Origin of the sequence: Prevotella melaninogenica (genome assembly GCF_003609775.1) — a bacterium.
In the GTDB taxonomy this organism is placed as follows: domain Bacteria; phylum Bacteroidota; class Bacteroidia; order Bacteroidales; family Bacteroidaceae; genus Prevotella; species Prevotella melaninogenica_A.
The window spans coordinates 1302823-1319243 of record NZ_AP018050.1 but is presented as its reverse complement, the minus strand read 5'-3'; the positions used below and the strand labels follow the sequence as shown (position 1 = coordinate 1319243).

Here is a 16421-nt window from a genome sequence, read left to right as displayed (position 1 = left end):
TGCATTGCAAAAGGGCGTTAGTTACATTCGAACTAACGCCCTTTTGCACGTCAATTAAGCCTTAATTCAGATGCAATTAAGCCTTAGTATGTTTCCAGTGATGTGATTTTATTTTACATTCTAATGGGTTTGAGTACTCTTTTATGCCTGCTACTACTTCATCCTGAGTACCTGCTTAGATGGTTAACTCTTATTAATAATGTATATACCGCCTGCAGCCAAGGCACCTGCTATCATGTATTTGATATAGAATGTTTCGTCAAGGCATAGGCAAGAGGTAACTGCTCCAACAATAGGAATTAGTGAATTATAGATAGCTACCTTACCAACAGGATTACAGGTGAGTAGTTTGTTGTAGAGCGTAAAACATAATGTACTGATAGCGATAAGCAAAAGTAGGTAAGTAATACCCAAAGGAGTAATTTGAGGAAGTTCACCTCCCATCAGTAATCCAGGGATAATCAACAATGCACCACCTATCGCTAAGCTATAGCCAGTACCGACAAATACATCTACACGTTTGCCCAATCCACGAGTAAGCAGTGATGCTGAGGCACCACAAAGGGCATTGAGGATAATCATTCCATCACCTAACCAAGTGAACTGTCCACTCTCTGCTCCGCCTAAATTCAGCGATAATATACCTGCAAAACCAACAATACAACCAACAATCTTCTTTACTGTCATACGATCGCTTTTAAAGAAGATACAAGCAAAGATAACGACAGAGAAAACGCTTAGTGAGTTGAGAATGGCTGCTCGTGAACCCTCACTATGAGAAAGACCAAAGTAGAAGAAGGCATAATGTAAGGTGGTGTTCATCATACAGAACAGAAGGATATACCACCAATCGACAGGTTTTCTTACTTTGAAATCACGCTTCTTAGCACCTGCAATTGCCAATATAATCAGTCCAGAAAGACAGAAGCGAATACCTGCAAAAAGCATTTTAGAGCCAGTCATATCTGCTGTGATGGCAAACTCAGAGAAGCCTAATTTAATCAAGGGATAAGCCCAGCCCCATGCAATGGCAGCTGTAAGGGCAAAGATAGTCACCCATAATGGGCGTTGAAATATACTTTTTGTTTGTGTCATTTACTATTTATTATAATATAAGAATGATGTTAATACTCTGAAATTCAATCTTAAATACGGTTTTAATATTCTCTTTCTTTAATATATGTAGATTTGTTTTCGCAAATTATTTACGTGAAAATAAATATTTATTTACGTTAGTAGAAATCTTTATTTTCATGAAAAGAAATTCTTATTTACACGTAAATAATTCTAAAGAGACTTCATTAAGAACCTGCATTTATAGTGCAAAGGTACGTTCTTTCCTTGATATATGTAGCCTTTTAATCGCTTTTTTATCCCTGCTTAATTAGGTTATTTGTTCTTAATTGTTTATCTTTGCGGATAATTTGCGCTTTATTAAAAAAGATGAAGAAGTTATTATTTTCCTTTTTGCTGGCTTTAATCGTAGCTAATGTTCAAGCACAGTCTTTGACAGACACATTACGTCATGAAGTATTGTTAGAAACAGACAGTGGAAACATTCGAATCCAACTTTATAACGAGACACCACGTCATCGTGATAACTTCTTAAAGTTGGTGCGTAGTGGTGCTTATAATGGTGTGTTGTTTCATCGTGTTATCAAGGACTTTATGATACAGTCAGGTGACATGGCATCGAAGACAGCAAAGCCAGGACAGGCTTTGGGTGACACACAAGAGACTTATTCACTCCCAGCAGAGATAAATTATCCGAAGCTATTGCACCGTCGTGGCGCTGTTGCTGCAGCACGTGAGAGCGATGATGTCAATCCGAAGCGTGAGTCGTCTGCCTCACAATTCTATATTGTATGGGGAATAAAGTTCTCTGATGGACAGCTTGACTGGGCGCAGGAACGCCTCAATGCACATACTGATAGTACGGTACAGATGACACAAGAGGTGCGACAACTATATAAAGAAGTGGGTGGTACTCCTCATTTGGACGGACAATATACAGTCTTTGGACAGGTGTTAGAGGGCTTGGAAGTTGTAGAACGTATTCAGCGTCAGCCTGGTGATGCTAACGATCGTCCGTTGGTCGATATCCGTATTCGTAAAGCAACCGTATTGAAATAAGGTTGTCTTTATTTATTCTCAATGTAAATATAAAGTAAAGTTACTAATAAATCTATGTCAATTAACAAAAAAGCAACAGCCTGCCTGTTTGCGCTTATGCTCGGAAGTGGAGTAGGCGTAGCAGGCAACAGGTTTGTCTATCGTGCTGTAAAGGATACTATTACACAACAGAAAGACACCACCAAACAGAAAGTACAGAAGGATAAAGCATCAGAGAAAGAGAAAGAAAAGCCTTCTGCATACGACCAGCTTGTAAAGAAAAAAGGAAGTGTTCAGCAAGGACTCTTTACCGTGAGACATATTGATGACCAATGGTATTTTGAAGTTCCTGATTCAATTATAGGTCGTTATCTCCTTGCCGTGACTCGTTTTACAGCCGTTCCACAGAACTTTGGTAAGTTTGCAGGAGAAGCAGTTAACCAACAGACAGTTTATTTTGAGCAGCGTGATGATAAGACAATGTTGCTTCGTGCATACGTTCTTTCGCAGGAGGCTGCCCCAAAGAGTAGCATTTCTCGTACGTTGAAGGCTTCTACAGCTGACCCTATCGTTGCTTCGTTCAAGGTGATTGGTCGTAACAAGGATACTAAAGCACAGTTGATTGATGTTACATCTTTGTTCGTAAGAGATAATGCCGTTCTAAGTATATCTTCAAATGACTCTAAGCAATTGAAGTTAGGTGGACTGATGTCTGACCGTACTTTCATTGATACGATGAAGGTTTATCCAATAAATGTGGAGATTGCTACGACACGTACCTATTCAAGTTCACCTTCTACAGCACCTGCCTCTTATACAGGTGCAATGACTGTTGGACTGAACACCAGTGTTGTTCTTCTTCCAAAGATACCTATGCGCAAGCGTATATGGGATAATCGTGTAGGTTATTTCACTAATAGATATACCATCTTTAGTGACGAACAGACTAAGACCGATCGCCAGCAGTTTATCTCTCGTTTCCGCTTGGAGCCAAAAGATAAGAAGGCATACGCAAAGGGAAAGCTCGTAGAGCCTATTAAGCCTATTGTATTCTATATCGACCCAGCCACACCAAAGAAGTGGGTTCCTTATTTGATGAAGGGTATTGAGGACTGGAATGTTGCTTTTGAGGCTGCTGGCTTTAAGAATGCAATACAGGCAAAGGAGTGGCCTAACGACCCAACCATGAGTGTTGATGATGCTCGTTTCAACGTTCTTCGTTATCTTCCAGCTGAGATTGAGAACGCATACGGCCCACGTATTGTTGACCCACGTAGTGGTGAGATTATCGAGAGTCATATCTGTTGGTATCATAATGTGATGAATCTCTTGACAAAGTGGTACTTTACACAGTGCGCTCCATTAGATAAGCGCGCACAGACAGTACACATGGACGATAAGCTTATGGGCGAATTGATTCGCTTTGTGTCAAGTCATGAGGTGGGACATACAATCGGTTTACGTCATAACATGGGTGCAAGCCATGCTACACCAGTAGAGAAGCTTCGTGATAAGAAATGGGTTGAGGAACATGGGCATACTGCCAGCATCATGGACTATGCTCGTTTCAATTACGTTGCACAGCCAAAAGATGGCATTTCAGAGCGTGGTCTCTTCCCACGTGTGAACGATTACGACAAGTGGGCAATCCGTTGGGGCTATCAGTATCGTCCTGAGTTCAAAGATGAAATGGATGAGAAGGAGAAGTTGATGACTGAGACTACCGCTATCCTTGCAAAGAATCCACGTCTGTGGTTTGGTGGTGAGGGCAAGAATGAAGACCCACGTGCACAGATAGAAGACCTTGGTGATGATAATGTTAAGGCGAGTGATTATGGTATTAAGAACTTAAAGCGTATTGTTGCGAAGCTTCCTGAGTGGACACGTCAGCCTAATGATCAGTACGAAGACCGTATGGAAATGTGGAGAAGTGTTGTTGGTCAGTATGGCCGTTACACCAATCACGTTCTGAAGAATATTGGTGGTCGCTACATCAATAATATGCCTGGACAGAAGCCTTATGAGGTTGCGCCAGCCAAGAAGGGTAGAGATGCTGTAGACTATATCGGTCGTCAGGTTTTCGAAGCACCACTTTGGCTTTACCCTTCATCAATGACTGATATTGCAGGTACTGATCTTGTTGACGAAATCAGCAGTTATCAAGATCGTATTCTGAAGGTGATGATGAACGGAACCATTATGGATAAGATTTATAAGGACCAGCGTGAAGCAGGAGCTTATCAGTTCAAAGACTATCTTAATGATTTATTCAACAGCGTTTGGAAGCCACTTGCAGGTCTTAATGATATGCAAGTTCGTACACGTCGCTTGCTTGAACGTAACTATGTAGAGCAGATGAACACCCTTTTGAATCCTGTTCAGAAAGATAAACCAACTGCTGCTGATCGTGCAAGTAATTCTGATATTATGCTTTATCTGATGCAGCATTTAGATACTGTTGAGCAGTTCTGTAAGGCACAAGCAGCACAGAGTGAAGGCATTAATCTCCTTCATTACAACGATCTCTTACGTCAGATTAAGTTGATTCGTGAGCGTCGTGTGACTGTAAAGTAATTATTTAAGTAAACTTCTCACCATAGACAGGAAGTCTATTCATGTTTAATGGTTGTAATATTCGTCCATAGTAGAATTTGAAACTCTACTATGGACGTTTTCTTTAGTTGTAGTTTTGGACTTGCCACTACGGTATTTTGCGATGTATTTAGCAGTCAACACGATTGGTGTTAAGCCTTCGCACTATATGTGTTAAGCCTTCGCACCATGTGTGCGGAGCATTAAAACCTGTGTTTATAATGAGAGATGTAAATGCTTACCATCATGAAATAACATATTAAAAGCTATGAAGGGGGAGTTTATGTGGCTAAGATAGAAAGAATATTCATGTTTGTTAGGTTAAGAATACCTAATTTAGAGTATTGTTAAATACTTGTTTTTTCTATATCTTTGCACTTTATTTTACAATTAAAGGTATTAATTTCAGGATTTTTAAATGAAAGTAATAAAGCTCATAGCTCTATTGTTATTGTTGTCGATAGGGCAAGTTCTCTGGGCTCAAGGAACATTAAAAGCAACAGAAAATCACATTGTAAATATTGTAGTTACCGATAAGAACACGAAAGAAAGTGTCATTATGGCTAACTGTTCGCTTGAACCATTAGGGTCTTTTAATGTAACAGATATCGATGGAAAGGCTGTATTCCAAAAGGTTCCAGCAGGTTCATTTACGTTGAAAGTAAGTTATGTGGGTTATGAAACCTATACGGCTACATTGAAAGTTGAGAAAGACTTGAACGTTAGTGTACAGCTTGTTCCTACGTCTTTGGCATTGAAAGAGGTGGTTGTGACAGCAAAGCAGAATGCGTCAGGGGCTTCCACGTCTTCTATTATCGGTCGTCAGGCAATTGACCACTTACAGGCTTCATCACTGGCTGACATTATGCAGCTCATTCCTGGTAAGGAGATGGGGAATGTAGATATGACTCAGAAGTCCAATCTACAGCTCCGTACACTGCGTAATAACAATACAAGTGCTTTCGGTTCAAGCATTGTTGTCGATGGTGTACCTATCTCAAATAACGGTCAGTTGACTCAGGGACAATTCTCGTCTACTGCTTTTACTGGTACTGACCTTCGTCAGTTGGCTGCTGATAATATTGATAATGTTGAGGTAATACGTGGTATCCCTTCTGCTGAGTATGGTGATTTGACGAGTGGTCTTGTAGTAGTTCACTCTAAAGTGGGTGTAACTCCATGGCAGATAAAGGCGAAGGTAAATCCTGCTATGACGAATGCTTCACTTACAAAGGGCTTTTCTTTGAATAAAGCAGGTATCATGAATGTGAACTTAGACTATGCTAAAGCTTGGGGTGACCCACGTCAGAAGACGCGCAGTTATAATCGTTATACTTTTAATCTTGGTTATAGTTATGACCTCAGTAAGCGTTGGCATACAGAAACAAAGCTACGTCTGTTGTCGGCACAGGATTGGTCTGGCAAAGATCCTGATGCTATTCAAGATGGTACGGAAACCAAGAATAAGACCGTAACGGTTGGTTTGACCCATAACGGTCGAGTATCCGTTGATAAACTTTTCATGCGTTCGCTCAACTATACTTTGGGTTTTAGCTATGGAGGAACAGACAATGTACAGACGTCATTTGTACCTGTTAGTACGGGATTTCTTCCAATATTGACTTCAAAGGAAACTGGTTATTTCAACGTACCTTGGAAGACTCAGTCGTATAAGGCTACTGGTAGAACAGAGAGTAAGCCAGGTAATCTGTTTGCGAAGATTAACGACACCTTTTTCTTCAAGGCTGGTAAAACGCGTCAGAACTTTAAGGTTGGTGCGGAATACCGCTATGATTGGAATAGTGGAAAGGGATATTACAACGACAATGATTTGTTGCCGCTACAGCCAAATAGTAATGGCCGTCCGCGTGCTTTTAATGATGTGCCGGGCTTACATCAGATAGCTGCATACGCAGAGGATAACTTCTTGTGGAATATCAATAAGGTAAACAGACTTCGTGCGAACCTTGGTCTTCGTTTTACAGCTATGCAGCCTTTCAGTGATGTTGCTACAACGTCGCTTTCTCCACGTCTAAATCTTTCATTAAGTGTTACTCCTTGGCTTGATATTCGTGGTGGAATTGGTATGAACTCGAAGACTCCGGGTCTGGCATATCTCTATCCTGATACTAAGTATGACGACCGTGTGGCTGCTAACTATTTCCCACAGACTGATCCTGCGGCACAGTTGTTAGTCTATCATACACAAGCTTATAAGGTTGAATACTCTAAGAACCTGAAGAATGCAACAACTACTAAGGTTGAGTTGGGTGTAGACTTCAAGTTGAAAGATGGTCGTCGTCTGAGTATTCTTGCTTATCGTGACCGCACTCCGAATGGTTTTGAATCACTTGGTGAGTTCTTTGTCTATCCATATAGTATCTTTACGCAGGCGCAAGGACTGAATATAACACCGGGACAGGCTACAACAATTGATTATACAAACCCTTATCGTACCTTTAATGGCTATATGACAACGGGTGCAGTTGGTAATACAAACACCTCTATTAATAAAGGTTTAGAGTTTGATTTTGAACTTGGAGAGATTCGTCCTTTGCACACATCTTTCTTCTTTAGTGGTGCTTATTCTGAGACAAAGACCTATTCAACAGGTCGCAATACAGAAGCTGTAAAGGCAGCATTATTGCCAACGTCTTATTCAAGTTATAGTGTTACACCATTTAGAGTAGTCTATCCTTCAGGACAAGATTACGAAAAGTATCGTCGTTTCCTCAATACATTGCGTGTCGTAACGAATATTCCAGCCTTGAAGATGGTGGCTTCATTTACTGCACAGGCTATCTGGTATGACTGGCATACTTCCTTTACTGCAAATAAGAATCCTATTGGTTACTTTGGTTCTGACCTTGTTGAGCATCCTATAACTTCGGACATGATGTCTGGTTTCTTGGGTATGGACGGCCAGTATTATGCCTCTCGTCCAACGGGAGTAGACGTAGTTGCTGTCAATGACCTTACTCTTCGTGTTAGCGATAATAAGCCTTCAAAGTCACCAGTAGAGTGGAATTTGCAAGGAAGACTTACCAAGCAACTCAGCAACTTTGGTGGTCTTTCCCTTTATGTGAACAATATGATTTATTATGAGCCATACCTTACAGGTAACAATACCTTAACGCTGAGCCAGCGTAACACGGGTAAGTTTAGTTTTGGTGTAGAGCTTTATGTTAATTTATAATGATATGAAAGCAATAAAATATTTATTTTCAATCCTCGCAGTAGCCTTTGTTTTTAGCTCTTGTGTAGACTATTCTGATGCTTCAGAGGCTGTAACAGCTAAGGTACAGCTCCAACTTCCAAATGAGTTGAGTGGTCACATGACATTGGAGGGACATACGATTTCGCTTCAATTGAATGGTGTTACCTATTCTGCACAGACTGATGCTGCGGGTGTAGCAACCTTCTCTAATATTGTTCCTGATGTCTATAACATCTCAACTTCATGGGATATAACGTCGTCAGAGTATAATAGGATTACAGGAAGTAGTCAGGTAATTAATGGTGCAACAGTGTCAGGTAGTTTGAATTCACAGCTTATCAGTGGTTTAGAACCTTTGCTTCTCACGACTACTCTCTCTGTAAAACGAGATATAGTAATCAGTAAGATATATGCAGCTGGCTCTAAGGACAATAACAATAAACGCTATGTTGCTGGTCAATATATTGAACTTTATAACCAGTCTAACGACTCGGTTGATGTTGCCGGACTTTATATTGGACTGCTTGAGACGGATGTCCCACAGGCTTATACCCTCGAAAACCTCAAGACAAACTATGCTGATTCAGTCGTATTGGTTAAGCAAGTGTTCCGTATACCAACTGATAAGAGTTATAAGGTAGCTCCAGGTGGAACAGTTCTCTTGGTGAATAGTGCTATTGATCATAGTCTTAACAGTCCGTTAGAGCATAGCCTTTTGAACGCAAACTTCGAAGCAAAGGATGTGAAAGGTAAGATGTTAAACAATCCAGAGGTACCTGCTTTACAGAATGTCTTTAATATCTATTCGGGCATTTCATATATGAATATCCTCACAACAGGGCAAGGTGTGGTTATATTCCGCTCTTCTGCAGACATCAGTCAACTGAAACTTACTTATAAGTTTGGCAAGACCAGCGGTACACAGTATGGACTTCTACCAAAGCGTTATATTATCGATGGTGTTGATTTCCTTCGTCATAAGGCAACAGGTACAGATGTTGGTGAGAAACGTCTTTATAATGATATTGATGCAGGATATATAAGTATCAATGCCACAGCTGGTCTTTCAGGTGAGGTTATCTATCGTAAGACAGCTTCTACAGCAGCAGGTGGACATAACATTCTTATGGATACAAATAATAGTTCTAATGACTTTGAGGTGTCTACAACGGTTGCTCCTTAACGTAAATTCTGTATGACATCGTTTTTTATCACATACATTAACTATCAGTATATGAATACTTCACACATAGATCTTAGCATTTCCAAACTTACACACTCTTCTCTTCGGAGAGGCTGGGGAAGGCTTTTCTTATTGCTATTCACACTCCCTACAATGGCACAGACGCCTTCTGACTCGCTTTCGGGCGAGGTTGAATATCGATTCGAGAACCTTACACAACTCTGGCATAATACAAATAATGCTTCTGGTCTTTCTCTTGACAATTCATCTAATCGTGGCATTGCCTCAATAGGATTTAATCATCGTGGTGGCGATTACTATCGTGTACAAGAAGGGGGAGCAATGAATAATATGCAGTTCTTCACTGAGCGTTACCAAAAAATAGGTAAATACCTGTACAGCTATGGTAAGGTAGACTTCAATCTTGGACGTACAAAGGATCGTGCTTTTGCCGATCAGTATCGCCCTTACAACTCCAATCCTTACCAGTCGGGTAGTGCTATTGCAGGAAGTTACGACCATCAGAACTTTGATATCACGGCATCAATGGGTACGGTTGGCTTCTCTGGTTGGCGTTTTGGTCTACAGCTTAACTATCAGTTGGGCGACCTTTCCCGACTTCGTGACCCACGTTCACGTTCGCAATTGCTTGATTATCGTTTGACTCCTTCTGTCTCTTACACGATGGAAAGCCATACACTCGGTTTGGCGGGTTATTATGATCGTCGCAAGGAGAAGATGGGACCATTAGTAACAGTGCAGAGTGATGCTACACTTACCTATTACCTTTTCTCAGGAATGGAGAATGCAACGGGTACAATTGGTGGATATTCAAGTTTCAATCGTGAGTGGGTGAACCATCAATTGGGGACTGAAGTTGATTATGGATATCGTTCTGCACGTTTTCAGACGTTGAATAGTTTTGGTATAAGTCGTGGCGAAGAATATGCTTATGGCACTTACAAATATGAGCCGGGAAGGTACTTCACTTACCGATATAACGTACAATCACAGAATCGTTTGTACACAGGTACTATTATGCATCAGGCCGATTTACATCTGGATTGGCTGCAAGGCTATGCAGATGAGTATCGCCAGCAGTTGATTATCAAGAATGATCCACAGATAGGAACGACCTCTTACACCTACGAAAAGCAGTTAGAGTTCCGCAAACGTTATCAAGTTCGCACCTTCGACTTCTCCTTCCGTTATCGTGCAAACTTCATTAATACGTCTTTAATAGCAGGTAGTCGATATTTAACATCCTCTACCAAAGGCTATATGGGCTTTTCTGTTGATACACATAAGGCAAGCAACTGTCATCTTTTGCCGCTATCATCGTCTGATTATAGCCGTGTGAACTTTCAGTTAGAGAATGGTTTCTCACTGTTTAAGCAGCGTCTTACGGCTGATGTAACGCTCGGTTATAGTCTTTCTACACGTGCTGACCTTGAATTGGCAGATAATACTTCTATCCTCGCAGAGCGTGTCTTACTGAAAGACTTACCTTATTATGATGCTAATCTTCTTCATGGAAGTCTACAGGTGATGTATCAGTTCCCACTGACAATTAAGAAGTCACGTGCTATGTGGTTTGTGAAAGCCTTTGGCGACTTTACTTCTGCTAACTCATCGGGACATCCAAACCTTTACAATGTTGGTTTTAGTGTAGGCTTGTTTAACTGATATTGTAATCTAAGGATGCATACTTCCTTATTCAAATGATACATTATAACAATCCCGTGATTTCGCTTTGGGGAATCACGGGATTGTTCTTTTTGAGACTGATTTATAATGTTTAAACAGTCTTTGAGTCATAAGATGCTATCATCTTGACAAACTACTGTAAGGTAAAAAGCCGTTAGCACCATTGGTGTTAAGCCTCCGCACCATACGTGCGGGGCGTTAACACAATGGTTGAAGATGCTTGAAAGTCTTTATTTCTTATCCTTACAAGTAGGGCAAACAGGCTTGTCTTTGCTGAGTTTCTCGTAGTGTTCCTTACGTTTAGGATTCATAGGGAACCAGCCTTTTAGGACACGTTTCTCCTGTGAGATAAGTTCACCAATGCCCCAAAGGAATGAAGCTCCGAGAACACCGAGTACGGCTGACCAGAAAATACTTTCTACAAACAAGGCTGCTACACAGCAAGCAATACCCGCTATGAGCCATATCCACCAAGGTTTTGTACCGAAATAATACTCTGTTTTTATAACGAGTGGATGACAAAGTCCAATGATTAAAAACGTACATACTGCGAGGAGTATACCTTCAAAATTCAATTCCATTAATGTTAAGTTTCAATATTAAATATAATTCTTATATTGAGAAATATGCTTTAGAACGTATTGTTCTTAGCAAAAACTCAGTTTATATAGCTGCAAAAATACAAAAAAAACTCTACTTGCAAGTGACTTTCTCAGAATTATTGAGTACATTTGCAAATACAAGTCGTAAAAAAGAAAACACTTAAATTATGAGCAATAACCAAACACTCATCGCACAATGCGAAGATAAAGCAAGACAGTGGCTGTCTCCTGCTTTTGATGAAGAGACTCGTTCTGCCGTTGAGGCTATGATTAACAATGAGGATAAGGCAGACCTTATTGAATGTTTCTATAAAGATTTAGAGTTCGGTACAGGTGGACTTCGTGGTATTATGGGCGCTGGCTCTAACCGTATGAATGTCTACACGGTTGGTATGGCTACTCAGGGCTTTGCTAATTATCTGAAGATTAGCTTCAAGGATAAGGAGCAGATTAGCGTTGTTGTTTGCCACGACTGCCGTAACAATTCACGTCTCTTTGCTGAGACCGTAGCTAATATCTTCTCAGCTAATGGCATTAAGGTTTATCTTTTCGATGATCTTCGCCCTACACCAGAGTGTTCTTTTGCTATTCGTCATTTGAAGGCACAGGCAGGTGTGAACATTACTGCAAGTCATAACCCACGTGAATACAATGGTTACAAGGCTTATTGGGATGATGGAGCACAGGTACTTGCGCCACATGACAAGGGTATTATCAACGAAGTAAACAAGGTTAAGGTAGAGGACGTTAAGTTTGAAGGCAACAATCAGCTGATTGAGATTATTGGTGAGGAGATTGATAAGGTTTATCTTGAGCAGGTAAAGACTATTAGCATTGACCCACAGGTTATCAAGAATCAGCACGACCTTAAGATTGTCTATACTCCTCTGCATGGTGCTGGTCGTGTAATGATTCCACGTGCATTGGCTTCTTGGGGCTTTGACAATGTTCATTGTGTAGAAGAGCAGATGGTTAAAGATGGCAACTTCCCAACTGTTGACCGTCCAAACCCAGAGATTGCTGAGGCTTTGACACTCGGTTTACGTGATGCAAAGGCACTTGATGCTGACATCTTGATGGCTTCTGACCCAGATGCTGACCGTGTAGGTATGGCTTGTAAGAACAGCGATGGCGAGTGGGTACTGATTAATGGTAACCAGACTTGTCTGCTCTTCTTGTGGTATATCATTACTAATCGTCAGGCTGTAGGCAAGATGAAGCCAACAGACTTTATTGTAAAGACTATTGTTACAACAGAGGTTATCCGTAAGATTGCCGAGAAGCAGAACGTTGAAATGCGTGATTGTTACACTGGTTTCAAGTGGATTGCACGTGAGATTGCTCTTTCTGAGGGCAAGCAGCAGTACATCGGTGGTGGTGAGGAAAGCTATGGTTTCCTTGCAGAAGACTTCGTACGTGATAAGGATGCTGTGAGTGCTTGTACTTTGTTGGCTGAGATTTGTGCATACGCAAAGGATCATGGCAAGACATTGTATGACATTCTTATGGATATCTATATGGAGTATGGTTACAGCCATGAGTTCACAATTAATGTTGAGCGTCCTGGTAAGAGCGGTGCTGATGAGATTCAGCAGATGATGAAGAACTTCCGTTCTAATCCTCCTAAGGAACTTGGTGGTAGTGTAATCGATGTTTATAAGGACTTCCAGAGTCTTGAGATTACAAAGGCTGATGGTTCTAAGGAGAAGATGGATATGCCTGACACAAGCAATGTTCTCCAGTGGTTCTGCACTGATGGTACTAAGGTGAGCGTTCGCCCATCAGGTACTGAACCAAAGATTAAGTTCTATCTTGAGATTAAGGACACAATGAACTCTGCTTCTGACTTCCCTGCTTGCGAGCAGCGTGTAGGTGCAAAGATTGAGGCTATTAAGAAGAGCTTGGGCTTATAAATGATTGTTCTTAGCTCTTGAAAATAATTTGTAAGGGCTTAGCATTATAAATTAAAATAGGAGTTTCCATAATGTTTATTTATGGGAACTCCTATTTTTGTTATATACACCTTCTTTATATACATTTTTATGGATAGTGCTTTTTACTTTTAATCGTCTGTTTTGTATGATAATGGAGTTTGGAAGTTTTTAGATAGAGTTGTGAAATGTTGTTACAAAATATTTGTCTTTTCTATAAGTTTTTCCTTCTTCAAGAGCCAATTTTGTTTCTTTTGTTACTTTCAAGGTATCAATGTGTTATAGAACTGTAAAAGAAAAGGTGCTTAGTTTGAGTCTAACTAAGCACCTTTTAGGCTTTAATTAAGCATCTTTTGAAGCTCAATTAAGGCTTAATTGGAATGCAACTAAGCATTTGTTTATTCTTTAAAGATGACTTTTATATTACAAATTTGGTAAGGGTAAGAGATGTTTATTCCTTCCCTTAGATTTTATTCAGCTGATACAACATCAAACTTTAGTTTCTCACTATCATTCTCTTTTGATACTTTGATAGTGTCACCAACCTTGATTTCGCCAGAGAGAATCAGTTCGCTCAGTCCATCCTCAATATGATTTTGGATAGCACGCTTCAATGGGCGAGCACCAAATTGTACATCATATCCCTTGCTTGCAACAAACTCTTTGGCTTCATCTGTTATCTCCATCTCGTAGCCCAGTTCATGCACACGCTTGAACAAGCCCTTGAGTTCAATGTTGATAATCTTTTTGATAGCCTCGAGGTCAAGTTGGTCGAAGGTGATAATCTCGTCCAAACGGTTGAGAAACTCTGGTGCGAACTGCTTGCTAAGACTCTTCTGAATGATAGCACGAGCACGTTCCTTGTCGCCTTCGTTCTGTGAAAGTCCGTTCAGATTGGTTGCTTTGAAGCCAACACCCTGTCCAAATTCTTTCAATTGACGTGTACCTGCATTTGAAGTCATGATGATTACCGTGTTGCGGAAGTCTATCAAACGACCGTTTCCATCAGTTAATCGACCTTCATCAAGTACTTGTAAAAGCATATTGAACACATTGCCGTGTGCCTTCTCTATCTCATCAAGTAAGACAATAGAGTAGGGATGGCGGCGCACTTTCTCTGTCAACTGTCCACCTTCATCATAGCCAACGTATCCTGGAGGCGCACCAACAAGGCGAGAAGTGTTGAAACTCTCTGTGTATTCGCTCATGTCTACTCGAATCAAAGCGTCCGAAGAGCCAAACATCATCTCTGCCAGTCGCTTGGCAAGATAAGTCTTACCCACACCCGTAGGACCTAAGAACATAAATGCACCAATAGGGTGGTTAGGATCTTTCAGACCTACACGGTTACGCTGAATAGCCTTTACCATCTTGTCGATAGCTGCGTCCTGTGCGATAACAACCTGCTTGAGTTCAGCATCCATGTTCTTTAGTCTAACGCCTTCTGCCTCTTGCATACGCTGAACAGGTACGCCTGTCATCATAGAAACAACGTCAGCAATGGCTTCTTCATTGATTTCAACCTTATCTTCGGTATCACCATTTTGCCACTTTTCTTGCTCTTCTTTCAGTGTCTGTTCCAACTCCGTCTGTTTATCGCGAAAGCTTGCAGCCAGCTCAAAGTTCTGATTCTTTACTGCTGTCTGCTTCTTCTCTTGTGTTATTTCTATCTCTTTCTGAATGTCGAGGATAGATTGTGGTACCTTCACGTGCTGCAAGTGAATACGAGAACCAGCTTCGTCGATGATGTCTATTGCCTTATCTGGGAAGAAACGATCAGTAATATATCTGTCAGCATACTTCACACAAGCCTTCAGTGCATCCTCTGTATAACTTACATGATGATGTACTTCGTAGCGGTCTTTGATATTCTCAAGAATCTGCAATGTCTCTTCAACTGTTGTTGGTTCAACCTGTACCTTTTGGAAACGACGCTCTAAGGCACCATCCTTCTCAATAGACTTACGATATTCGTCAAGTGTTGTTGCACCGATGCACTGTATAGTACCTCTTGCCAAAGCTGGTTTGAGGATATTAGCAGCATCCATTGAGCCTGGTGAAGAACCTGCTCCGATAAGTGTGTGAATCTCATCAATGAAGACAATGATGTCAGGATTCTGTTCGATTTCCTTGATCAATGCACGGATGCGCTCCTCAAACTGACCGCGATACTTGGTACCAGCCACGACAGCAGTTAAGTCAAGTGTGATAACACGTTTATCAAAGAGAATCGGAGAGGTGAGATGTTTTACGATAAGTTGTGCCAAGCCCTCAACAATAGCACTCTTACCAACACCTGGTTCGCCAATGAGAATAGGGTTATTTTTCTTTCTTCTACCAAGAATCTCACTGACACGCATAATCTCTTTCTCTCTACCTACAACAGGATCGAGTTTTCCCTCGGCAGCTGCTTGAGTAAGGTCAGTACCGAAACTATCGAGCACTGGTGTCTTAGATTTTGTACGAGAAGCCTGTGTTGTCTTGGCATTATTGCTGCCTTCAGACGATGAAGATGACATCATATCATCATCCATTTCTTCTTCGTCAGCCATTCCTATACCATTCTTTGGTTGGTTTGCGCGTTTCTGTAACATCGATATTGCGTTGTTATAATTGAATCCACTTTCTTCCATTATTTGCTTTGCACCATTGTTAGAAGAATCGTGCAATATAGCAAGGAAGAGATGAAGAATATCCACTGTCTGTGCATGCTGAATACGAGCCTCAAGTACAGCTAATTTCAATATGTTATTTGCCTGCTCGTTTAAAAGCATATCAGGCACATAAGTAGTTGGGTCAATTGTTTCCTCCTGAAGTCTTCTTTCAATTTCTTTCTTTATATTGTCTATATCAACCTTCCATTGGTTGAATAGTTCCCATACTGGTCCTGACTTCTCTCTCAGAATGGCGAGCATGATATGCTCAGGAGCAACCGACGCACTTGTCAGTCGTTCTGCTTCCTCTCTGCTGAATGAAAGTATTTCAGAAACCTTTGGGGAGAATTGATTCATCATATCCTAACCTTTCTTTTCTTTACTTGTATCTGTGGACAATATGTCCTGTATTAGTAGGATTGT

At 40.9% G+C, this 16421-nt stretch carries 9 protein-coding genes; 6 read left to right on the top strand and 3 right to left on the bottom strand.

Annotated features, from left to right (window positions below):
- Positions 1-183: 183 nt before the first annotated feature.
- On the bottom strand, positions 184-1095 hold the full coding sequence (locus PMEL_RS11970; RefSeq protein ID WP_120175482.1) for a DMT family transporter: 912 nt from the start codon (positions 1093-1095) through the stop codon (positions 184-186).
- Positions 1096-1443: 348 nt separating this feature from the next.
- Between PMEL_RS11970 and PMEL_RS11965 the strand changes: the two genes are divergently transcribed.
- From PMEL_RS11965 to PMEL_RS11945, 5 genes are all read left to right on the top strand, one after another.
- Positions 1444-2133, top strand: coding sequence for a peptidylprolyl isomerase (locus PMEL_RS11965; RefSeq protein ID WP_120175481.1), 690 nt, complete (start codon positions 1444-1446; stop codon positions 2131-2133).
- Between the two features lie 54 nt (positions 2134-2187).
- On the top strand, positions 2188-4686 hold the full coding sequence (locus PMEL_RS11960) for a zinc-dependent metalloprotease (protein WP_120175480.1): 2499 nt from the start codon (positions 2188-2190) through the stop codon (positions 4684-4686).
- A gap of 436 nt (positions 4687-5122) precedes the next feature.
- Entirely contained in the window at positions 5123-7900 is a 2778-nt protein-coding gene (locus PMEL_RS11955) for a TonB-dependent receptor (RefSeq protein ID WP_120175479.1), read from the top strand.
- A gap of 4 nt (positions 7901-7904) precedes the next feature.
- Positions 7905-9104, top strand: coding sequence for a DUF4876 domain-containing protein (locus PMEL_RS11950; RefSeq protein ID WP_120175565.1), 1200 nt, complete (start codon positions 7905-7907; stop codon positions 9102-9104).
- A 153-nt stretch (positions 9105-9257) separates the two neighbouring features.
- Positions 9258-10790: a DUF6850 family outer membrane beta-barrel protein gene (locus tag PMEL_RS11945; RefSeq protein WP_231999434.1), complete on the top strand. Its 1533-nt coding sequence runs from the start codon at positions 9258-9260 to the stop codon at positions 10788-10790.
- Positions 10791-11041: 251 nt separating this feature from the next.
- Here PMEL_RS11945 and PMEL_RS11940 read toward each other — a convergent pair whose 3' ends face one another.
- Positions 11042-11392 carry a DUF4491 family protein gene (locus PMEL_RS11940; RefSeq protein ID WP_120175478.1) on the bottom strand — a complete coding sequence of 117 codons (351 nt, stop codon included), beginning with the start codon at positions 11390-11392 and terminating at the stop codon, positions 11042-11044.
- A 188-nt stretch (positions 11393-11580) separates the two neighbouring features.
- Here PMEL_RS11940 and PMEL_RS11930 point away from each other — a divergent pair, with 188 nt between their 5' ends.
- Positions 11581-13326: a phospho-sugar mutase gene (locus tag PMEL_RS11930; RefSeq protein ID WP_120175476.1), complete on the top strand. Its 1746-nt coding sequence runs from the start codon at positions 11581-11583 to the stop codon at positions 13324-13326.
- Positions 13327-13814: 488 nt separating this feature from the next.
- Here the strand turns inward: PMEL_RS11930 and PMEL_RS11925 are convergent, their stop codons facing one another.
- Positions 13815-16358, bottom strand: coding sequence for an ATP-dependent Clp protease ATP-binding subunit (locus PMEL_RS11925; protein ID WP_120175475.1), 2544 nt, complete (start codon positions 16356-16358; stop codon positions 13815-13817).
- Positions 16359-16421 lie beyond the last annotated feature (63 nt).